This is a genomic window from Bradyrhizobium sp. 137 (genome assembly GCF_023074095.1).
Classification (GTDB): domain Bacteria; phylum Pseudomonadota; class Alphaproteobacteria; order Rhizobiales; family Xanthobacteraceae; genus Bradyrhizobium.
This window is the reverse complement of the sequence record NZ_JADPKU010000045.1, coordinates 1-22042: the sequence shown is the minus strand read 5'-3', so window position 1 is coordinate 22042 and position 22042 is coordinate 1. Positions and strand designations below refer to the sequence as shown.

Sequence of the window (22042 nt, the reverse complement as noted above, 5' to 3'; positions counted from 1 at the left end):
AAGGACAGTGGAAGGCATGCTCGCTTTCACTCTTCGCCGCGCCGTTCAGGCCATCGGCGTCATGTTCGCCGTCGGCATCATCGCCTTCTCGATGTTCCGCTTCGCCGGCGACCCGTCAACCAGATCGTCTCGATCGATACGTCGGCGGCCGAACGCGAAGCCGTGCGCAAGTCGCTCGGCCTCGATGATCCCGTGCCGGTGCAGTTCATGCGGTATTTCGGCAATGCCGCGCAATTCAAGTTCGGCGTGTCCTATCAGTTCCGCCAGCCGGTCTCGACGCTATTGATGGAGCGTATGCCTGCGACGCTGGAGCTTGCGATCTGCGCGACCGTCTTTGCAATGGTGCTCGGCATCCTGATGGGCGTCTATTCGGCGCTCAAGCGCGGCACCGTGCTGGCCAAATTATTCCAGGCGGTTTCGCTGATCGGTATCTCACTGCCGACTTCCTGATCGGCAGGACGAACACCCCAATCGGTAAGCCCCTCTCGGAGCAGAGGCACCCCAAGCATCGTACGTAGGTTAGAGCGCCTTCGGCGCGGACGAGGGCGCAAATTCGGGGTCGGCCTGCACATCCGGGACGTGGACCGTCTTGCCATCGAGCAATGTACGCCCAACCACGCTTCCCCGTTCAAGGACGGAAGCGACCGGTCACGGTGGGAATGCCCGTCGCTTTGGCAGCCATTGCGGTCGGCTAGCCGATGATCACGATCACATCAGCGTGGTGCGTCTTCAGTTCGGCAACCAGCCCGGGAAGCTTTGCGACATCGCCCATCGCCCCGCGCGGCTCGAAGGTCAGGTTTTGACCGAGGACGAAACCGCGCTGGCCCAACACCTTGATCAGGATCTGGCCCGCCGGGCTGGTTTCGGTGGCCGGGGCGTTCGGCGTCACTGTCGCGAGCCGATAGACCTTGCCCGCCTGCGCTGCTGCCGCAAACGGCCGCAGCAGCGTGACAGAACCGAGCCCGCCCAGGAATTCGCGGCGCCTCATCATGATGTCCGTGCCGGGGCACAACGACACCCGGCGGGAGACTAGCACGGCATAACAAAAAAGCGGCAACAGCGATTGCCATTGCCGCTTTTCGGCTTCGATTGAACCCGCCTCAGGTCGGCCGCAGCGCCTTGGAGCCAAGATCGAGATCGAGATCGTTGACCTGCTTGTTCCGCTCGGAATCAGCCGCGGCGCGGTGGTCGGTCGCCAGCACGACGTAGACCGCGGGCAGCACGAACAGCGTGAACAGCGTGCCGATCGACATGCCGGCGACGACCACGAGGCCGATCGAGAAGCGGCTGGCCGCGCCCGCGCCGGTCGCAGTCAGGAGCGGGATCAGGCCCGTCACCATCGCGGCCGTGGTCATCAGGATCGGCCGCAGGCGGATACGCGCGGACATTTCGATGGCCGAGCGGCGGTCGAGCCGTTCATTCATCTGGAGCTCGTTGGCGAACTCCACCATCAGGATGCCGTGCTTGGTGATCAGCCCGACCAGCGTCAGCAGGCCGACCTGAGTGTAGATGTTCATGGTCGCCGCGCCAAAGAACAGCGGGATCAGCGCGCCGACGATCGCCATCGGCACCGAGATCATGATCACCAGAGGATCGCGAAGACTCTCGAACTGCGCTGCCAGCACCAGGAAGATGATGATCAACGCGAAACCGAAGGTGACCGCGAGCTGGTTACCTTCCTGAACATACTGCCTGCTGTCCGCCAGATAATCGTGGCTGAAGCCTTGCGGCAGCTTCTTGGCCTCGCCTTCGAGGAAATCGACTGCCGCACCAACGGTCACGCCGGGCATCGGCACGGCCGAGAAGGTCGCCGAATTGAGCTGGTTGTAGTGGGTCAGCGAGTTCGGGTCGGTCCTGGTATCGATCGACACCACCGTGGACAGCGGGAGCTGCTGGCCGGTGTTGGTCGTCACATAGTAGCCGCCGAGCGATTCCGGCGACAGACGCTTGCCGCGCGGCACCTGCGGGATCACCTGGTAGGAGCGGCCCTCGAGGTTGAAGCGGTTGACGTAGTTGCCGCCGAGCAGCACCGCAAGCGCGCTGCCGACGTTCTGCATGTTGATACCGAGGTCCTGCGCCTTGGTGCGGTCGATCTTCACCGTCACCGTCGGCTGGTTGTAGGCAAGATCGCTGTCGGAGACGATGAACATGCCGCTCTTGCGTGCGGCGTCCTTCAGCTTCTCCATCTGCTCATAGACTGTCTGGAATCCGGCGGTGGAGTTGATCACCATCTGGATCGGCAGACCGCCCGGCCCGCCCGGGAGCGGCGGCAGGTTGAATGCGAGGGCCTGCACGCCCTCGATCTTGGAGAGCTCGGCCTGCACCAGCGGCTTCAACTGGATCGACGAGCGCTTGCGCTCCTCCCACGGCTTGAGCAGCATGCCGGCGATGCCGCCCTGCGGCCCGTTGATGCCGTTGAGCACGAAGCGCAGATCGGTCTCGGGGAATTTCTGGAATTCCTTGTCGAGCTTCTCACCGTAGAAATCGATGTAGTCGATGTTGGCGTATTTCGGCGCCTTGGTCACCGCGAACACGATGCCCTGATCTTCCTCAGGCGCCAGTTCCTTCGAGGTGTGCATGTAGAGGAAGCCGACCAACCCGAGGATCGTCACCGCGAACAGGCCGGTGATCGCCTTGTAATCCAACGAGCGGTCCAGCTTGCGCCCGTACCACCGCGTGATGGCGCCGAACACCCGGTTCACAAGCTTGGAGAACCGGCCTTCTTCGGTGTTCTTGAGCAGCACCGAGCACATCATCGGCGACAGCGTCAGCGCGACCACGCCCGACACGATCACCGAGCCCGCCAGCGTGAAGGCGAATTCGCGAAACAGCGAACCGGTGAGACCGCCGAGGAAGCCGATCGGCGCGTACACGGCGGCGAGCGTGATCGTCATCGAGATGACGGGACCGACGATTTCGCGCGCGCCTTGCAGCGACGCCTGCACCGGTGTCTTGCCCTCTTCCAGATGGCGGTGGATGTTCTCTACCACAACGATGGCGTCATCGACCACGAGGCCGATCGCCAGCACCATCGCGAGCAGGGTCAAGAGGTTGAAGCTGAAGCCCAAGGCCAGCATCAAGGTGCAGACGCCGATCATCGACAGCGGGATGGTGACGACGGGAATGATGACCGAACGGAACGAGGCGAGGAATAGGAAGATCACCACGATCACGATGATCACGGCTTCGCCCAGCGTCTTCTCGACCTCGTCGATCGAGGATTGGATGAACTTGGTTGAATCGTATGCGACCTTCATCTTCATCGACGGCGGCAAATTACGTTCGAGCTCGGGGAACAGCGCGCGCACGCCCTTGACCAGCGTCAGCGGGTTGCCCTGTGGGGTCGCCTGCACGCCAATGAAGATAGCGTGTTCGCCATTGAAGGCGACGCTCGCGTCCGTGCTTTGGGCCGCAAGTTCGACGGTGGCGATGTCCTCCATCCGCACGAAACCGCCGTCCTTGGCCTTGACGATCATCTTCTTGAACTGGTTGACGTCGGTCAGGCCCGTATTGGTCGAGACGTTCGAGACGATGAGGTAGCCCTTGGTCTGGCCCGCCGCGGACTGGAAGTTGTTGGAGGCGATCGCGGCCGAGACGTCGGCCGGGGACACGTTGCGGCCGGCCATCTTCATCGGATCGAGCCACAGCCGCATGGCAAAGGTCTGGCCGCCCAAAATGTCGGCGGAGGCCACGCCGTCAACGGTCGACAGCACCGGCTGCACCACGCGCGTCAGATAGTCGGAGATCGCCGAGCCCGACAGCTCCTCGGACGAGAAGCCGAGATACATCACGGCCGTGGTCTGGCCCGTGGACTTGGTGACGATCGGGTCGTTGGATTCCTTCGGGATCAGGTACTTGACCGAGTTCGTCTTGGCCAGCACCTCGGTGAGCGCCTGGTTCGGATCGAAGTTCAGCTTGATGTAGACTTGGATCGTCGAGGTGCCGAGCACCGAGGACGAGGTGATGTAGTCGACACCCTCGGCGGAAGCGACCGCCTGTTCAATCGGCGTCGTGATGAAGCCCTGGATCAGGTCCGCGGATGCGCCGGGATACACGGTCGTGATGTTGATGACGGTGTTCGACAGCTTCGGATACTGCCGGATCGGCAGCACCATCGCCGCGCGCAGGCCTATCAGCAGGATCAGCAGGCTGACGACGACCGACAGGACCGGTCGCTTGATGAAAATGTCGGTAAAGGCCATCGCGGCGATCTCGATTTCTATGTCTCAAGAAAAGTGACCCGGCCAGGCCGGATCACTTGAGTGTGGGGAATCAGTAGCGCGGTGGCTGCGCGGGTATCTGCGGAGCGGGGTCGGTCGAAATCGACACCGCCGCGCCCGATTGCAGCTTGAGCTGGCCGACGGCGACGACCTTGTCGCCCGGCTTTACGCCTTTGAGGATTTCAACGCGACCCTCGACCCGGCTGCCGGTCTGCACGAAGGTGCGCACCGCGGAGAGGCTGGTCTTGCCGTCCTCTTCCTTCTTCTCGGTGATCACGAACACGGAGTCGCCGTACAGCGTGTAGTCGACTGCCGTCTCCGGCACGGTGATCACCGCCGGCTTGTCCGGCAGCACCACGGTGGTGGTCACGAACATGCCCGGCTTGAGGATTTTCTCCGGATTGGAGACGGTCGCCTGCACGCGGATGTTGCGGGTGTCGGCCGAGATCTGCGGCTCGATCGTGGTGATCTTGGCGTCGAAGGTGCGGCCCGGATAGGCGTCGACCTTGAGCCGAACCGATTGGCCGACCTTGAGGTTGCCCGAGTCCTTTTCCGTCACCGTGAAGTTCGCCCACAGCTGCGACAGATCGGTCAGAGATACGATCGCCGTGCCGGCCGTCAGATATTGTCCAACCTCGACCTTGCGTATGCCAAGATCGCCGGAGAACGGCGCGCGGACCAGCTTCTGCGAAATCAGCGCCTCGGTCTTGGCGATGCCGGCCTGCGCCTGGTCGTAGGCGGCCTGAGCCTGATCGACGGTCGCCTGCGGGCCGAACTGGCGCGAGGCCAGCTGCTTGGCACGGTCGAGTGACAACTGCGCGACGGTGGCCTGCGCCTTGAAGCTCGCCAGATCGCCCTGCTCGGCCGCGTCGAACAGCTGCGCCAGCGGCGTGCCGGCTTCGACACGCGTACCGGGCTCGAACTTGATCTCGGTGACGCGGCCGTTGACGTCGGCACTGACGTCGACCTGGTGCACGGCGGCGAGGCCGCCGACCGCGGTCAACAGGTTCGGCACCACTTCGGACTTCGCCTCAGCCGCACTCACCGCGGTCGGCGGCGGCTTGTTGTTGGCGAAGAACTGCTTGATCATCTGGCCGCGGAAATAGTTGAACCAGACCAGGCCACCGACGAGCACGCTGAGCAGCGTGCCGACGATGATGAACCACAGCACCGGCCGAACCGGTCGCTTGGGAGCCTTGTTGTCGATCGGTTCGCCCGAAATCTTGTGTTCGGTCACGATGTTCATGTCATGCACTTTCTGCAATCGCCGTCTTGCCGGCATTCGCGGCCTGATTGTGGCCCAGATGCGCAGCAATTGCGGCGTCGTTAAGTCCGATACCTCTCAGGAGAAACTCACAGAGCTGCCGCTCGAGGTCGTTCGCCTTGCCGTAAGCGAGACAGGGCGTGGCCGGCAGCCTGGTCAGTGCCGCCGTCATCAGCGAATGATGCGCGAACCAGAAAAGATTGAGCGGATGGCCGGTCCACGGCCGCGCGTCCCCGGCGGCAACGGCACGCTCGAGCGCGGCAACGAACACCGGCCCGATCAGCGTTTCGATCTTGGCATACAGCAAACGGGCGAATTCGCCACCATCCAAATGGCTCGTGGCCATCAGTCGCAGGCGCTGCGCCTCCTCCTGGTCGGGACCGTCGGCGATCTGAAGGAAGTGCCGGACCATGCCGCGGATCAGCTCGACCAGGGCAGCCGTCGACGGCTCCCGCTCGAGCAGCTCCATCAATGCTGGTTCCGCCTCGCACTCATCGCTGAGGATCTCGGCATACAGCGCCGCCTTGGAGGGGAAATGCTTGAACAGCAGCGCCTCGGAAATAGCAGCGGCGGCCGCCACGCTCTTGGTCGTGGTGCCGGTATAGCCATGCCGGGCAAAACAGCATTTCGCGGCACGGAGGATCAATTGACGCCTCAGGTCGCTCGTCATACGCAATGAGCTCATGTGAGTGAGCAAGCACTCACCCGCGCTAAAGTCAAGCTAATTGGTGCGACGCAACCTTTGAGACTATCAAAAGGTATCCTGGGGTTCTAAATCGGCCGGAAGCCGAGATCGCCGCGAATCCGGTTGATGATGTAAGTCCCGTCCCGGCTGGGCAAAATCCGCTCAAGGCTAGCGCTGTCAATCTGAACATTGGCAAACCTGAACATTGGCAAACCTGAGCGCGCGCTCTCCTGGCCCCCGACCGTGGTGAAATGGTCCTGGTGGCCCTTGAGATAGGCCATGAATACGACGCCGGTCTTGTAGAAGCGCGTCGGCGCCTTGAAGATGTGGCGCGACAGCGGCACCGTCGGCCCGAGCACGTCGTGCCGACCTCGTCGCCGGCGGCCAATCGCGACAGCGCGTAGGACGCCGCCGGCGCAATAGCGTCGAAGATGCCGAGCAGCGCGTGCGAGAAACCCCGCTCATCCCGGCGATCAGCTCCGCATATTGAGGTCGTCGCCGGTGTACATCTTGATGCGCTTGTCGAGGCGCCGTCGCATGTCGATCTCGCGCTGCTTGTCAAGCAGCGAGACCTTGACACCATCGACCTTGGCGGCGTTGCCGTTGATGATGGCAACGGCGGTGTCCATCGCCTCGTCGAGATCTTGTGTGCCCCAGTATCCCGTCAATGCGGGATCGAACATGCCGCCGAGCCAGTGGATGATCACGCGCTCTCGAACCTGCGGCAGCACGCGGTCATATACCTTGGCGTAGTCGTCGGCGTCCGGCCGAGTTTTTGCGAGCGCGCGATGCCATCAGAATGATGCGGCCGCCGACCTTCTCGACCGCGGAGATCTGCTCCTCATAGGCGCGGATCACGTCGTCGATGGTCTTGGCATCCTCCAGGCAAGACGATCGGTGCCGGCGCCCGAAAACACCAGCGCATTGCGCCGCTTCGCGGCAGACACCGAGCGCGTGATCAGCTCCAGCGAGGTCGGCCAGTCCAGGCCCATGCCGCGCTGCGCGCTGTCCATGGCCTCGGCGACACCAAGCCCGAGATCCCAGACGTGCTCGCGGAACGCGATGGTCTTGTCCCAATCGACCGCGACCGAGAGCCAGGGATCGTTGTCGCAAAGGCATCGGCGACAATGTGCACGGCCGAGAACGCGATGCAGTTGAGCGGACCTTCGAGCTTTGCGGGGAATTCTCGATCGAACGATCGGCTTTCGGCAGCTTGAGCGACAATGAGGACACCGGCTGGACGGGCCTGTTCATGATTTCGGACCTCTCCCCGTCATTGCGAGGAGCCACCCGGTCCGGCCTTCGGCCGGCCGGACCTAAACTCCGCGACCAAGCAATCCAGACTGTCTCCGCGGAGGCATTCTGGATTGCTTCGCTTCGCTCGCAATGACGGCTCAACAGACATCGACACTTGTGCAATAGACCTCAGGCCTTGATCGGGGCGACGTCGATCCAGCGCCGCTCCTTCCAGCTCTTGAGTGCGGATTCGGCGAGCTGCACACGTTTGACGCCTTCGAGCAGCGTGAACTTGTAGGGCTCATCCTCGTAGACGTGATGATCCTTGCGCGCGATGTCACGCTCGCACAGCAGGATCAGCGTCTCACGCGCCGACAGGTTCGCGCGCGCCGCCTCCTCGAGCAGGTTGTCGAGCTGGTCGCGGATGCCGGAGAGCTGCAACACCAGCATGGCCTCGAGCCGATCGATTGGCGCTTCGGTAGCTTTCTTTGTACGCGCCATCAGAAGCTCCCTCCGATCGCTGCTTCGTATTCGGCAAGAGGACGCAACAACGAGGGCAGTGAAGGCGCCGGCACTGTCGGTGTCGCGATTGCCGGTCGGCAGAAGGCGCCAGTGCGACCGGCAACCCCGTCGAGGTGGGCGGAATCGATGATCCGCAGCCGGCGACCTTCCGATTGCTTATGGACCGCAACCTCGCGCATGCCGTGGCGGATGCGCACGTCGCCGGCCGCAACCGTCACCGCCACGCGCTCGCCGATCGATCTTTTCAAGCGAGGTCTGATGCTTTGGCATCGCGGTCTCCGTTCCCGCAAAACATGGACGCATAAGCCCGACAACATTCATTAAAATAGGAAGAAACATAATTTACACCACTCCGACGCACCGGGGCGGCTATGCTAACGCCTGGACGGAGCGAGGTTCCCGTTGCGGGCTGGCTGATTCCTCGTGGAAAACGGCGAACCGTATCTGCCCAACCCGATCTTAGCCGAGACGGCAGACTCGGCGGCGTGCACCTCCCACCACAGGCCAGCGGTTCGCGTATCTCGCCAGCGCTGGTGAGGCGCCACGGGGCATCATCCGACGGTGTCTCGCCAGCCGACATGGAGGAAATCCATGAGGATCCAGACGCCGGACGGACCTGGGCAGCGAGTTCAATTTTGAACTCCTTGGATATCGGAGCGGGAGCACTCTATCAGAACTATGCGTTTCTCGGACAGTGCTTTTCGACGCGCGATTACGGAGCTCACGCAGACGCGAATGCTTGCTCTGGGAGGCTCAACGCAAGGGGGGTGATCGAACCAGCGGAATAAGAAAGACCCAATCAGCGACGGCTCCTTGGGGGCGGACCACCGCGTCTGGGCTGTGCGCTACAATTCGCCGCCAGCGGCCAAATTTTATTGATGGACGAGCCGGCGCTCCGCGGCAGCCACTACACATCTGCACGAGAAGCCGCGTGAACCGAGAACGGGTCCGCTATGCACCGGCCCAGCAACAGACTTACGCCGCCGTCACCCGTAAGTATTTTTACTCCGCTTTGCTTAGCACATCTGCTCTCGACTACGCGCCTCATCGCCAGGAATGCCCTCACGCGCGCCGCGGCACTTCAAGAAATTCATTTTCATTCGACGCTGCCGAGGTCAGCATGAGCGAAGCGTTGCGAGTAATCGCTGCGGCTTGGCTGTAGCGCGGCGCAGAAATTTACGCTAGCTTCTGCTTGCGAGTTTGCAAATGCGTGCCCGCATCCGATCTCTCCGAAGACAACGAGCGACCATTCGACCGCTTGCCCCCTCCCATCGTCAGAGCTGGGATAATCCGGACAATGACGAAATCTGGTTTGAGTTGGCGCGTGCTATCGGACGTCAGCTCGCATGGGATGAACATCACGGTTCGGGGCAGCCGATAGAGGACCGGCATGACGACAGCGTCATCGAAGAAAACGGCCGTACTATACGCCCGTTATTCCAGCGACATGCAAAAGGCGACCTCGATTGACGGTCAGCTATTGCTCTGCCGGAAGGTCGCATTGCGCAACAACCTCGATGTCATCGGCGAGTTTGTGGATGCCGCAAAATCTGGTCTTACCGAAGGTGCGAGGGACGGCTATCAACGTTTGCTCAACGGGGTGCGAAACCAGGACTTTGACGTGGTCGTGGTTGAACATTTCGACCGCTTGTCGCGTGATCCCGCAACCATCCAGCGTCTCAAGCAGGTTTTCGAGTTCAATGGCGTCGAGCTGATGGATCAGAAAGGGGTCTATGCGACCGCCACTGACATCAGCATTGCAAGTCTCTACAACACGATTTACAAGCCGCAGCTCGCCGAAAAGGTTCGGCGCGGCCATGACAACGCTGTTGCCAACGGAAGAATTCCTGGCTCATACGCCTATGGTTATCGACCGAGGCCGGGCGCGCCGGGCGAACGCGTGATCGATGAGAACGAAGCAAAGATTGTGCTCCGCATCTTCACCGAATATGCAGCGGGCCGCTCGACCCGAACTATCGCCGCTGATCTCACCCGCGAAGGCGTGCCCTCACCCGGTGCAACTCGTCACAAGAACAAGGCTGGTCGTACCACCTGGAATCATCAGTGCATCACAGGCGGTCGGCATGGTCGCGGCATTATCGGCAACGATCTATATATCGGCGAGATACATTGGAACGTTCGCTCGACAATTCTCAACCCGGAGACCCAGAAGAAACAGAAGCGCCGCAATCCAGAAGAGCGCCACATCATAGTCAAAAAGCCGGAGCTACGGATCGTTCCGCAAGTGCTCTGGAATCGAGCGCAGGAGGTTCGTAGCGCGCGCGCCGTATCTATGTTCGGACCGACTGGCAAGCCGCGGCGTCGCGCCGTGATCCCGCGCAACAATGAGCACCCGCTTGCCGGTGTGCTCCGGTGCGGCGTCTGCAATGGCCACATGCGAATCGCTCAATCCTCGCGTAACGGTGCACCGCGCGCGGCATGCGCGAGCGCGCATCAGCGGGGCACCTGCGAGCACACCCGCAGCTTCGACATGGACGTTCTGCTCGAGGATGCCTCCGACAAAATCCAACTGAAATTGCTTTCGCCGAAAGCCATTGAAGAGGCGATGTGTGCCTGGAAGGAGGAGCGCAAAAACGATCGGAACAAGGGCAGCGAACACGCTAAGCTAGAGCGTCGACGCCGCGTGTTGACTACCGAGATCGAACGCCTGTCATATGCCATCGCAAATAGCCGTCGGAAGCCGGACGAGTTGCTCAAGCGGATCGATGAGTGCGACGTGGAGCGGGAAAGCGTTGAAGAGCGCTTGCGGCTGCTGGGCGGTGGCGGCGAAAATGTCATCGGCTTCGATCACTCGAAATTCAGTGACGGATACCGTTCGGAGGTTAGAAGGCTGGTCACCGCGCTCAAGACGAATCCGAAGGCGATCGAAACTCGCGTCGCGTTCCGCAACTTGATTGAATGCATAGTAGTGCATCCGGTTCCCAAGCGGATGCCCTACGAATATACCCCCTACCTGAACAGCTCCGCGCTTTACGGCAAGAAGCTTTTCCCTGAAAACCGTAGCAAGGAGCGAGAAATCAGCACGTTTGCCTACTACGACAATGGCAAGTCAGGGAAATCCGTGTCCTCGTAATAGACGCGGACCTGCATGTGGTGGCGGCCGTCGCGGATCTCGCCGTCGAGATGAGCTGTCACGTCGCGAGCCTCTTGGCTTGTCGATAACCTGCCCGTTTTGCGCAAAAACTGCCGGCCGCGCAAGCCGAGCTAGGATACAACCGGCCGCCTCGTCGCACCCAGCGTCACCTCGACGATCTCAGGCGGCACGCCGACGCGGAGCGGCATGATGCTGCAACCGAGGCCGCCGGAGATGATGACGTCGCATTTCAGGCGGACATGGCCATAGGCGAGCCGGATGCCATGCTGCGGCGGGACTGCCGGCGACCAGCCAAGCAGCCGCACCTGACCGCCATGGGTATGGCCGGACAGTTGCAGCGCGACGCGCGCCGGGACGCGCGGCGCGATGTTGGGCTCATGCGCGAGCAGGATGATCGGCGCGTCATCCGTGACCTTGGCGAGCGTGGCGTTGAGATCGTCGGCACCGAAGTGCACCATGCTGCGGAAGCGTCGCGCCGGCAGGAAGGCGAGCTGATCGCCGAGACCCGCAAGCCAGAACGGGCGGCCGTCCTTGGTGAGACGCACGACATCGTTCTCGTAGACGGGTATACCGGCCGCTTCCAGTGCCCGATGCGCGATGGTTGGGCCATTCCCGGCCCGTTGCACGGTCTTGTCGTCCCAATAATCGTGGTTGCCCATGACGGCGTGAACGCCGAGCGGCGCCCTGAGGCCGCCCAGCACTCTGGCCCATTCGCTCGACGGGATGATGCGGGTGACCTGGTGCAGGCCGGCGACATAGTCGCCGAGCAGCACGATGAGGTCGGCATTCAGCGCGTTGGTGCGGTCGACGATGGCCTCGATCCGCTCCAGCGGCATCCAGGGATCGCAGGCATGGATGTCGGCGATGACAGCGATCTTCAGCGGAAGATCCGCCGGCCATTGCCGCGGCGCCGGATGATAGCGGGTAACGCGAAGCCGCAGCATCGGCTCGACGCCGACACCGTAGGCCGCGGTCGAGGCGCCGAGGGCGGACAGGGCGCCGATGGAACGGATGAAATGACGGCGAGTGATCATGGACGCTCGATGGTGATGCTGGTTCTCGATGCGACCCGATTGGAGCGGAATTGGGGTGCGCTCGTGCAGACCGTCTGCATCTCCGTGCAGGGACCTGCACAAGATTACCGGAAATTCATGATAACCGGAGCACTCTGCACTTGCGCAAATCAGTCGTCGCTCTCGTCCGAGCCGAACAGGCCGAACTGGGCCGCATCGCGCGAGGGCTCGGCGAGACCGAGATGACGGAAGGCGTGCGAGGTGAGCAGGCGGCCGCGCGGGGTGCGCTGGAGATAGCCGCACTGGATCAGATAGGGCTCGATGATGTCCTCGATCGCATCGCGCGGCTCGGACAAAGCGGCGGCCATGGTCTCGACGCCGACCGGGCCGCCGCCATAGTTCTGCGCGATGGTCGTGAGGTAGCGGCGGTCCATGGCATCGAGGCCTGCGGCATCGACCTCGAGCGCGCTGAGTGCGTGGTCGGCGATCTTGCGGTCGATCTTGTCGGCATCGGCCGCCGAGGCGAAATCGCGGACCCGGCGGAGCAGACGGCCCGCGATGCGCGGTGTGCCGCGGGCGCGACGCGCGATCTCGTTGGCGCCATCGCCGGTCATGCCGACATTGAGCACGCGCGCGCCGCGGCTGACGATGCTTTCCAGTTCTTCAATGGTGTAGAAATTGAGCCGCACCGGAATGCCGAAGCGGTCGCGCAGCGGATTGGTCAGCAGGCCAGCGCGCGTGGTGGCGCCGACGAGGGTGAATTTCGACAGCTCGATCTTCACCGAGCGCGCCGCCGGGCCCTCGCCGATGATGAGGTCGAGCTGAAAGTCCTCCATCGCGGGATAGAGCACCTCTTCCACCGCCGGACTGAGGCGATGGATCTCGTCGATGAAGAGCACGTCGCGCTCTTCGAGGTTGGTGAGGAGAGCGGCGAGATCGCCGGCCTTGGCGATCACCGGCCCTGATGTGGCGCGGAAGCCGACGCCGAGTTCCTTCGCCACGATCTGCGCCAGCGTGGTCTTGCCGAGGCCCGGCGGACCCACGAACAGCACGTGATCCAGCGCCTCGCCGCGCTTGCGCGCCGCCTCGATGAAGATCGAGAGGTTCTTGCGCGCCTGCTGCTGGCCGACGAAATCGGAGAGCGATTGCGGGCGCAGCGCGGTGTCGCCGACATCATCGCTGCGGCGCTCGGGCGAGACCATGCGATTGGCCTTGGGATCGCTCACTTCGCGAGCTCCTTCAGGCCGAGGCGGATGAGCTGCGCGGTCTCGGCATTCTCGCCCGCACTACGCGAAGCCGACGCAATCGCCGCGGCGGCTTGCGGTTGGCCGTAGCCGAGATTGACCAGTGCGGAGATCGCATCCGCCACGGGCCGCGGCGCGCGCTGGTCGTCGACGGCGCCGGCGAGATGCACCACGGCCGGATCGACATTGGCAAAGGCCGGCGTCTTGTCCTTCAGTTCGGTGACGATGCGCTCGGCGACCTTGGGGCCGACGCCGGGCGTGCGCGCCACCGCCCCCTTGTCGCGCAGCGCAATGGCATTGGCGAGGTCAGCCGGCGACAAGGTGCCGAGCACGGCGAGCGCGACCTTGGCGCCGACGCCCTGCACGGTCTGGAGCAGGCGAAACCATTCACGCTCCTGGTCAGTGCGAAAGCCGAACAGTTTGATCTGGTCCTCGCGGACATAAGTCTCGATCGACAGCACGGCCGCTTCGCTCGGCGACGGCAGATGCTGCAACGTGCGTGACGAGCAATGCACCTGATAGCCAACGCCGCCGACGTCGAGGATGACGAAATCCTCACCGTAGGAATCGATCAGGCCCTTGAGCTTGCCGATCATATCCCCACGACCTTCAGCCTGAACGCGGTGCTCTGGCGGTGATGAGCGTGGGTGATGGCGATGGCGAGCGCGTCGGCGGCATCCGCCGACGGCGGCTCGGCCTTGGGCAGCAAAATCTTGAGCATCATCGCGATCTGTTGCTTGTCGGCGTGACCGGCGCCGACCACCGTCTTCTTGACCTGGTTCGGCGCATATTCGGCGACAACGATGCCGAACATCGCGGGCGCCAGCATGGCAACGCCGCGGGCCTGGCCGAGCTTCAGTGTCGCAACGCCGTCCTTATTGACGAAGGTCTGCTCGACCGCGGCTTCCATCGGCTGGTGATCGGACAGAACGGCCGCGAGCCCCTCATGGATCGCAAGCAGCCGGCTCGCCAACGGCAAGTCGTCCGGCGGTTCCACCGAGCCGCAGGCGACGTAGATCAGACGGTTGCCCTCAGCCTCGATCACGCCCCAGCCGGTGCGGCGCAGGCCGGGGTCGATGCCGATGATGCGAACGGGGCCGCGAATCGGGAGCGCAGTCATGGGCCAGTGATAGCGGCTGGCCGCCCGAAGCGAAACAGAAACAGAACGGAAGTAACAGGGGAAGTGGGATACCGCGGGGCGCACCGCCGCTCAGCACACATTCCGGTGTCATACCCGCGAAGGCGGGTATCCAGTATGCCGCGGCTTATCGGTATTCTTCGAACGTCTCTGGAATGCTGGGTCGCCCGGTCAAGCCGGGCGACGACAGGGTTGAGACGCTAGCCGCCCATCTTCGCCATCAGCGCGTCCGACACCTCGAAATTGGCGTAGACGTTCTGGACGTCGTCGTGCTCATTCAGCATGTCCATCAATTTGAGCAGCTTCTCGCCGGTCTCGTCGTCGACCGACACCGTGTTCTGCGGCTTCCAGATCAGCGCGGCCTTGCGCGGCTCACCGAACTTGGCTTCCAGCGCCTTGGCGACGTCGCGATAGCCTTCGGTCGAGGCGTAGATCTCGTGTCCGCCCTCGCCGGAGATCACGTCGTCGGCGCCGGCCTCGATCGCGGCGTCCAGCACGGCATCGTCAGAGGCGACGCTGCGATCGTATTCGATGACGCCGGTGCGGTCGAACATGAAGGAGACCGAGCCGGTTTCGCCGAGATTGCCGCCGGACTTGGTGAAGAAGGAGCGGATGTCGGACGCGGCGCGGTTGCGGTTGTCGGTCAGCGCCTCGACGATGACGGCGACGCCGCCGGGGCCGTAGCCCTCGTAGCGGATCTCGTCATAATTCTCGCCCTCGCTGCCGAGCGCCTTCTTGATGGCGCGCTCGATATTGTCCTTCGGCATGTTCTCCTGGCGCGCGGCGATCACGGCGGCGCGCAGGCGCGGGTTCATGGCGGGGTCGGGTGTACCCAGCTTGGCCGCGACGGTAATTTCCCGCGCCAGCTTGCCGAACAGCTTCGACTTCTGGGCATCCTGCCGCCCCTTGCGGTGCATGATGTTCTTGAATTGGGAATGTCCGGCCATGCGTGGTCTCTTGAAGGGTCTTTGGATCGTTCGCCGATGGGTGGGAGGCGCGGCCTTATAGGCCGCCAACCCACCGGAATCAAAGGGATCTGCTGCTCTAAGGTAGCACTGTAAAGGTAGCCGCCGTAATGGCCTCTGCCTAGGTCTCAGGCATCGTTAACCCTGACTTCATTTCAGCCTGCGAAAATAGCGTCCGACCGTCCCCGACCAGAGAGACCCGATGGCGTTCGGACTATTTCGGAAGCGTCTGCCGGACATGGCTGCGCCTGCGGCAGCCCCGCAGGCTGCGCAGCCGGTGGCTCATTCCGAGCCCGCCGGGACCGCCGATGGCGATTCGGCCCGCGAGATCCTGGAGCTGCTGGAACTCGAGCTCGGCGCGATGATCCGGCAGCTCGAGCGCGCCGCCAATTCGGTGGCCGGCGGCGCCGAGGCGACCGCCGCAACCCTTGCCGCCATTCGCGACCGCACCGACGCCCTGACCGGCCGCACCAACGCGGCGCAATCGACTGCCTCGACGTTCGCCCATGCCGCCGACAAGTTCACGCAGTCCGCGCTGGGAATCGGGGCGCAGGTTCGCGAGGCAGGCAAGCTCGCCGACGAGGCCAGCGCCGCCGCGCAGGAAGCCCGCGCCAATGTCGATCGCCTGCGCGAGTCCTCTGCCGCCATCGGCAATGTCGTCAATCTGATCGCGCAGATCGCACGGCAGACGACGTTGCTCGCGCTCAACTCGACCATCGAGGCCGCGCGCGCCGGCGCGGCCGGCAAAGGCTTTGCAGTCGTCGCGACGGAAGTGAAGGCGCTCGCAGTGCAGACCCAGGGCGCGACCGAAGAGATCACCAAAAAGATCGATGCGCTCCAGCGCGACGCCGCCGGCTCTGCGGATGCCGTGCACCGCATCTCGCAGGCGATCGAGGCGATCCGCCCGGTGTTCGAGACCGTCAACGGCGCCGTCGCCGAGCAGAACGCCACCACCAGCGAAGTCTCCGGCAACGCTGCCAGCGCCTCGGACTTCATCGTCTCGGTCGGCGAGAGCGCGGCCGAGATCGATGCAGCCACCAAAGCGGCCGAGACTCATGGCGAGAACGTCGCCAGCGCCGGCCGCGCCGTCACCACCTTCGCGCAAAAGCTGAAGTCGCGTTGCGCCGTGCTGCTCCGCCAGAGCGAGCACGATGACCGCCGCAAGACCGAGCGCTTGCCCTGCCATCTCAAGTTCGAAACCGCGCGCGGTGTGATGCCAGTCTACGAGATCGCGATGGACGGCGTGCTGATCGGCGGCGCGGACGCAGGCCGGCTTGCGCCGCAAGCGCTGGTCGAAGGCACCCTCGAGAACGTCGGCGCCTGCCGCCTGCGCGTGGTCGAGCAATCCAAAGCCGGCGCCCGCGCGCATTTCGTCGGCCCCAATGCCGAGCTCCGCGAGAAGATCGAGGACAGGCTGTGGTCGATCCATGAGGAGAACACGGAGTTCGTCACCCGCGCCATGGAAGCCGGCAACGAGCTGACGAAGGTATTCGAGCAGGCGGTCGCGCGCGGCGAGGTCAAGATCGACGACCTCTTCGACACCGACTATGTGGAAATTGCAGGCACCGATCCGCAGCAATATCGCACAAAGTATCTGGACTGGGCCGACCGCGCGCTACCGCCGTTCCAGGAGGCATTCCTGGCAAAGGACCAGCGCATGGCGTTCTGCGCCATGGTCGATCGCAACGGCTTCCTGCCGGTGCACAACAAGATCTATTCGCATCCGCAGCGGCCGGGCGAGGTGGCCTGGAACACGGCCAACAGCCGCAACCGGCGGATATTCAACGATCCGGCGGGGCTCGCCGCCGCGCGCAACCTGCGCTCGTACTTGGTCCAGAGCTATGCGCGCGACATGGGCAACGGGAACACCGTGATGATGCGGGAGATCGACGTCCCCATCCGGGTGCAGGGCCGGCACTGGGGCGGATTCAGGACGGCCTACAAATCGTAGTGCACGCTCAGGCAAGACGGCAGGCGCGAATCATCCTTTAGCTGAAGCTGGAATGGGAATGCCGCCGTGAGCCGGCGAACGGCTCTCCTTGAGGACTCATCGCACATGTCCGCCGTACAACTTGCAGTCATGGACACCGGCTCCAACCGGACGCTGGCCGAACGGCTGATCGACCAGCTCGCCGATCGCATCGGCGGCCTCGGCGTGGAACTCGCCGACATCGCCGGCAATGTCCAGGAAGTCGCAAGCCGCGTCGCCAATCAGTCGGAACGGTTTCACCACCTCCAGAAGACGGCCGAGACGATGGTCTCGGCCAACCACGACATCGCCAACGCATCTCAGGCGGTGCAAACGACGTCGTCCGCCGCGGCCGACGAGATCGCGCAGTCGCGCAGCGCAGTCGATACCGCCGTCAGCCACATCTCCGAGCTCGTCGCCGCGGTGGAGCGGATCGAGGCGCGATTGAGCGCCGTCGGCTCGGCGCTGGCCCAGGTGGCAAAGGTCTCCGGCTCGATCGAGGCGATCGCCAAGCAGACCAATCTGCTCGCGCTGAACGCAACCATCGAAGCGGCACGCGCCGGCAATGCCGGTCGCGGCTTCGCCGTGGTCGCGAGCGAGGTGAAGAACCTCGCCGAGGCCACTCGTCAGGCCGCGCATCAGATATCCGACACCGTGCGCGATCTCGACGGCCAGATCGAAGGCCTGATCGGCGAGAGCAGCGACGCTTCGCAGCGTGCCAAGACTGCCGGCGAAAGCGCCCAGCAGATCTCCAGCATCATCTCGCGCGTCCAGCAGGGTTTCGCCTCAGTGGAGGCGGAGATCGGCAGCGTCACGCGAGCTGCGACCTCCAACCTCGGGCATTGCGACACCGTGATCGGCGAGCTCAACGAGCTTGCCAAGGGCGTCGATCTGTCCTCCCGCGATCTCAGGAGCGCCGACCAACGGATCGCAAAACTGCTCGACACCTCGGAAGGCCTGATCGCGCTGATCGCCGACAGCGGCGTGGCGACGTCGGACGCGCCGCTGATCCGCGTGGTCATCGAAACCGCCAAGCGAATCTCCGCCGAGTTCGAAGCCGCGATCGATCGCGGCGATATCACGCTCGACCAGCTCATGGACGAGAAGTACCGCGAAATTCCCGGCACCGATCCGAAACAATTCCTCACCAATTACGTCGAGTTCACCGACCGCGTCCTGCCCGCGATCCAGGATCCGATTCAGAAATCCGATCCCCGCATCGTGTTCTGCGTCGCATGGGCCAAGGGCGGTTATCTGCCGACCCACAATCCGAACTACCGTCTGCCGCAGGGCAAGGACCCGGTCTGGAATAACGCCAATTGCCGCAACCGCCGCCTGTTCACCGATCGCGCGGTGAAGAAGGTTGCGGCCAACACAAAACCGTTCCTGCTCCAGACCTACCGCCGCGACATGGGTGGCGGGCAGTTCGTGCTGATGAAGGATCTATCCTCGCCGATCATGGTCCGCGGCAGGCACTGGGGCGCCTTCCGGATGGGTTTTCGCCAGAGCTGACGGCCCGCAAGGCGCCTCGCGCGACGGCATTCCGGTGCCCTCAAAACAAAAACTGAAAAACAACCCCATGCACAGTAGCCGGGGCCAGCGAAATCAAAGGCTTACGCGGGCAGGCCCGAAGAAGCCGCGACGCCGTTGACGCGTCGGGCAAAACAGGGGCATAATGCTATTATTCCGAAATCGCGCATTTGCGCTTTTGCTGCCTCGTGGGAGCGGGCCGCGTAGCCGGCTGCGACCCCATTCGTCTCGCGCGGAGAGCCCTGACACGCTCGCACATGACCTTAATGCTAACGTTGCGCAGGGCAAGCGGAGAAGATCCTGCAGTCAGGCGGAAGCCGAATTGCTCTGAGTTACAAGCCGAGCGCGATCTCGGCCCATTTCAACATGCGGTCGCTATTGAGGAACGCCAGCACCGCCGGTTCCAGTGACGCGGGCGCGCCCGATCCAACCAAAGCCGTGGCGGCCACCATGTCGCACCGCTGATTGAAGGCGAGTGAGAGCGCGTTGCGATTTCCCTCGACGCGATAGGGCCGGCTGCGGCCGCGCATCGGACCGACGATGATCTCTCGACCGGCACCGATCGGCGTTGCCTTGCCAATCAGCGCCAGGTCGCCCATTTTTTCGAGGTCGTTATCGTCGGCGACGCCGGTGGCGCAATTGCAAAACCCGAGCTTGGCGCGAACGTAGAGCTGGACCTCGCCGCCGCAATCCTCGGCCTTGCAGCGGAATGCCTTTCCTTTCCCCCAGGGATCTGCGCCGAAAGGCCAGTCGGTTTCTGACCACACCGGGCGGACCTCGCCGAGTGCCGCTGTAGCACGTGCCGGTTCGCCGGATCGCAATGTCCAGAGCGCAGCGACTGCGCAGAGCAGTGCGGCGGCTGCGCCGATCGCCATGAATTTGCTTGTCAGGCGCATGGAAGCTGCCACGGCACTTTTGCTAATTCTGAGCCAAGAACTTTCGTGCAGCCGCGAGGTCCTCCCGCGATGTGTCGCCATCGCGCGCCATGTCCACGACTTTCCCGTAGTACTGGCGCGCCTTCACGGCGTCGCCCGCTTTCTCGGCGGCGTGAGCGGCGCCGATCGTCGCACCAAAGCGGTTCGGCTCCTTGCGCATGGTGCTTTCGAATGCGGCCAATGCCTCCGTCGCCATGCCGCGCTCGAGCAGCATGGTCCCGTAAAGCTCGCGTGCCGGGGCAAGCGGTCCCGGCGTCACGATGGATTTTTCGGTCTTGTCTTCGGCGTCGGCGGCAAGGCGCATCGCCTCCAACGCGTCTGCCTGTTTTCCCTGGGCATTGAGCTGCCAGGCTGTGGCGACCTGCCGCTGAATGTCGACGATCTCGGCCCAATACGCATCCTTGTCCTGCTGCAGCTTGTCCCGCAGCTCCGCCAGCTTGGCGATGTCCGCCGTTGCTGCGTCTGCATTGCCGGAGCGCGCGGCGCCAAGGGCGCGGGCGAAATAGGTGATCGCATCGACATAGCCAAACCGGCTCGGCTCAACCTTCAGCGCGGCGGCGCCCTGCCAATCGCCGCGCTCGACCATATAGCGCGCCTGGCTGGCCGCTATCGCGTAGGGACCGGCGCGGACGGCCGGCGCATAGCCCGTGGTCGCAACCATGTCCGCGATGACGTCGCGAGCTCGGCTGTCCTGCGCAAGCTGGAGCAGGGCGTAGACCATATAGTCGTCGGCATGCAGCTGCTCGCTGGGGTCCTTGCCCTCCTTGGCAGCCTTGGCGGAACGGCTGTTAGCCTCGATGGATTCGTTCCAGTAGCCGACGCGTGTGAAGATGTGCGACGGCATATGCAAAGCGTGCGGCGCCGCCGGCGCGATCTCGGAATAGCGCTTGGCAGCGTCGAGACCTTGTTCGGCGATCGCCGGATAGTCGTAGAGGTGGATCAGGTAATGCGCGACGCCGGGATGCCGCGGTTGCCGCTTGAAGATCGGCTCCAGGATGGCCGCGCCCTTGAGCTGGTTAGCATAGGTCTTGTCGTTTGGTGACGCCGTCACATTCAGCGTGATGGCGTAGGCGATCTGCGCCTCGTCATCATCGGGATAGCGCGCGGCGACGGCTTCGGTTGCCTTGAGATAGGCCTGCGCGCGTTGACCAAACGTTGTCTTTTCGTCGCCCGAATAGAAGGCCAGCAGCGCATCGATATAGTCGCGTTCGCGTTCGCTCTTGGCGCCGAGTGCCTTGGCCTTCTGCAGCGCGGCGAGGCCCTCGGTGAGGTTTTCTTTCGGCGCGGGAAAATGCGGATTATACAGCAGGCTGAGGGCAATGCCCCAATAGGCGATCGCGCATTCCGGATCGGCCTGCAACGTCTCCTCGAAAATCTCTTTCGCGGGCCGATACCAGAACGAGTGCTGATAGCGCATCCCGCGGTCAAAGCGGCGCTGCGCCAATTCGTTGCAGGACGTCTGGAAGTGAACCTTGCCAAACTGCTCGTCGGTCCCGTCCTCCGCGCGTGCGGCAGGCGTGGCAGAGATCGAGCCCAGGATAGTGAGGGTAAGAAGAGAGACGGTTCTCAAGGCGAGCGCGCGCATCGGCCCCTCCGTTTCTATTCAGAAAATTGAGTCGGATAGCGCCGATAAAGTCCGAGGCGCCGAAGTTCGCAGTGCTGAAATTGGCGATGGCAATTGCGTTGCTGGAAGGATTTGCCCATTCGCGAGGCGAGTCAATAGGAGCGGATAAATTTGCATTAGGGAAGCACGCCTGTCAGGCTCCGTGAGCGAAATCGTAAGGCGGATAGCGAAGCGTAGCCGCCATTTCACGGACGCCGATCTGCCGCCGGAATATTGGCAGACGCTCCTCGACGATCCACGCGCTGAGGCCTGGTCACTGCGGAGTCACGCTGCGGCTGAGCCAAACTCCTCAACCATTTCCCGGGCGATCTGCCAATCTGGCAGCCCACCAGCTTCGAGTTCGTGATCAACCTCAAAGTAGCGATGTCACTTGATCTTGAAGTCCCACCGGGGGACCTAGGGTGAGGTGCGCCAACGCGCCGCCATCACGAGCAGAGCAGGCTCATACGAAATGGAGCGCAAGTTTAAGTGTACACGCCCTAGCACTACTTTGGCAGAATTGGTTTGTGCTGCAGTTTTTCACGGATACGTCTTCTGCAGTAGGGGCATCGCTGCGATCGCTGCCGTAGGATGAGATCGACG

At 63.2% G+C, this 22042-nt stretch carries 16 protein-coding genes and 5 pseudogenes; 4 read left to right on the top strand and 17 right to left on the bottom strand.

What is annotated here, in order from left to right:
- Positions 1 to 16 precede the first annotated feature (16 nt).
- Positions 17 to 444: pseudogene (locus IVA78_RS11600) on the top strand (ABC transporter permease); the annotation flags it as partial.
- Between the two features lie 247 nt (positions 445 to 691).
- Here the strand turns inward: IVA78_RS11600 and IVA78_RS11595 are convergent.
- The 9 genes and pseudogenes from IVA78_RS11595 to IVA78_RS11565 form a co-directional block, all read right to left on the bottom strand.
- Complete coding sequence (locus IVA78_RS11595; protein WP_247276707.1) at positions 692 to 991, bottom strand: hypothetical protein; 300 nt, start codon at positions 989 to 991, stop codon at positions 692 to 694.
- Positions 992 to 1100: 109 nt separating this feature from the next.
- A complete protein-coding gene (locus IVA78_RS11590; protein WP_247465348.1) occupies positions 1101 to 4202 on the bottom strand; it encodes a MexW/MexI family multidrug efflux RND transporter permease subunit in 3102 nt (1033 codons plus the stop codon).
- Positions 4203 to 4272: 70 nt separating this feature from the next.
- A complete protein-coding gene (locus IVA78_RS11585; protein WP_247278111.1) occupies positions 4273 to 5466 on the bottom strand; it encodes an efflux RND transporter periplasmic adaptor subunit in 1194 nt (397 codons plus the stop codon).
- Position 5467: 1 nt separating this feature from the next.
- The gene (locus IVA78_RS11580) at positions 5468 to 6169 is read right to left on the bottom strand and encodes a TetR/AcrR family transcriptional regulator (protein WP_247278110.1); all 702 of its coding nucleotides are present in this window, start codon (positions 6167 to 6169) and stop codon (positions 5468 to 5470) included.
- 86 nt (positions 6170 to 6255) lie between these two features.
- A pseudogene (locus IVA78_RS34295) lies at positions 6256 to 6752 on the bottom strand (DUF993 family protein).
- Positions 6643 to 7027: pseudogene (locus IVA78_RS34290) on the bottom strand (DUF993 family protein). The pseudogenes IVA78_RS34295 and IVA78_RS34290 overlap by 110 nt, the downstream one beginning before the upstream one ends.
- Positions 7024 to 7323 (bottom strand): DUF993 family protein, encoded by a 300-nt coding sequence (locus IVA78_RS34285; protein WP_253075264.1) that lies wholly within the window; start codon positions 7321 to 7323, stop codon positions 7024 to 7026. Before IVA78_RS34285 ends, IVA78_RS34290 begins: the two are co-directional and overlap by 4 nt.
- Positions 7324 to 7594: 271 nt before the next feature.
- Positions 7595 to 7723: pseudogene (locus tag IVA78_RS11570) on the bottom strand (gfo/Idh/MocA family oxidoreductase); the annotation flags it as partial.
- A 182-nt stretch (positions 7724 to 7905) separates the two neighbouring features.
- The gene (locus tag IVA78_RS11565; RefSeq protein ID WP_247278109.1) at positions 7906 to 8175 is read right to left on the bottom strand and encodes a hypothetical protein; all 270 of its coding nucleotides are present in this window, start codon (positions 8173 to 8175) and stop codon (positions 7906 to 7908) included.
- Positions 8176 to 9317: 1142 nt separating this feature from the next.
- Here IVA78_RS11565 and IVA78_RS11560 point away from each other — a divergent pair.
- The gene (locus IVA78_RS11560) at positions 9318 to 11021 is read left to right on the top strand and encodes a recombinase family protein (protein ID WP_247278108.1); all 1704 of its coding nucleotides are present in this window, start codon (positions 9318 to 9320) and stop codon (positions 11019 to 11021) included.
- Here the strand turns inward: IVA78_RS11560 and IVA78_RS34565 are convergent.
- From IVA78_RS34565 to IVA78_RS11530, 6 genes and pseudogenes are all read right to left on the bottom strand, one after another.
- A pseudogene (locus tag IVA78_RS34565) lies at positions 11003 to 11083 on the bottom strand (acyl-CoA thioester hydrolase); the annotation flags it as partial. The gene IVA78_RS11560 and the pseudogene IVA78_RS34565 overlap by 19 nt on opposite strands.
- A gap of 69 nt (positions 11084 to 11152) precedes the next feature.
- The gene (locus tag IVA78_RS11550) at positions 11153 to 12076 is read right to left on the bottom strand and encodes a metallophosphoesterase (protein ID WP_247465345.1); all 924 of its coding nucleotides are present in this window, start codon (positions 12074 to 12076) and stop codon (positions 11153 to 11155) included.
- A gap of 149 nt (positions 12077 to 12225) precedes the next feature.
- Positions 12226 to 13257: a Holliday junction branch migration DNA helicase RuvB gene (ruvB, locus tag IVA78_RS11545; protein ID WP_247465352.1), complete on the bottom strand. Its 1032-nt coding sequence runs from the start codon at positions 13255 to 13257 to the stop codon at positions 12226 to 12228.
- 20 nt (positions 13258 to 13277) lie between these two features.
- On the bottom strand, positions 13278 to 13895 hold the full coding sequence (gene ruvA, locus IVA78_RS11540) for a Holliday junction branch migration protein RuvA (protein ID WP_247465343.1): 618 nt from the start codon (positions 13893 to 13895) through the stop codon (positions 13278 to 13280).
- On the bottom strand, positions 13892 to 14419 hold the full coding sequence (ruvC, locus tag IVA78_RS11535) for a crossover junction endodeoxyribonuclease RuvC (protein WP_247465340.1): 528 nt from the start codon (positions 14417 to 14419) through the stop codon (positions 13892 to 13894). Before ruvC ends, ruvA begins: the two co-directional genes overlap by 4 nt.
- Positions 14420 to 14637: 218 nt before the next feature.
- A complete protein-coding gene (locus IVA78_RS11530) occupies positions 14638 to 15384 on the bottom strand; it encodes a YebC/PmpR family DNA-binding transcriptional regulator (protein WP_247304647.1) in 747 nt (248 codons plus the stop codon).
- A gap of 220 nt (positions 15385 to 15604) precedes the next feature.
- Here IVA78_RS11530 and IVA78_RS11525 point away from each other — a divergent pair, with 220 nt between their 5' ends.
- Positions 15605 to 17353 (top strand): methyl-accepting chemotaxis protein, encoded by a 1749-nt coding sequence (locus tag IVA78_RS11525; protein WP_247465337.1) that lies wholly within the window; start codon positions 15605 to 15607, stop codon positions 17351 to 17353.
- Positions 17354 to 17458: 105 nt separating this feature from the next.
- Positions 17459 to 18883 (top strand): methyl-accepting chemotaxis protein, encoded by a 1425-nt coding sequence (locus IVA78_RS11520; protein ID WP_247465335.1) that lies wholly within the window; start codon positions 17459 to 17461, stop codon positions 18881 to 18883.
- A 350-nt stretch (positions 18884 to 19233) separates the two neighbouring features.
- Here the strand turns inward: IVA78_RS11520 and IVA78_RS11515 are convergent, their stop codons facing one another.
- On the bottom strand, positions 19234 to 19797 hold the full coding sequence (locus IVA78_RS11515; RefSeq protein WP_247465332.1) for a hypothetical protein: 564 nt from the start codon (positions 19795 to 19797) through the stop codon (positions 19234 to 19236).
- Positions 19798 to 19819: 22 nt separating this feature from the next.
- Positions 19820 to 21421: a hypothetical protein gene (locus IVA78_RS11510; RefSeq protein ID WP_247465329.1), complete on the bottom strand. Its 1602-nt coding sequence runs from the start codon at positions 21419 to 21421 to the stop codon at positions 19820 to 19822.
- Positions 21422 to 22042 lie beyond the last annotated feature (621 nt).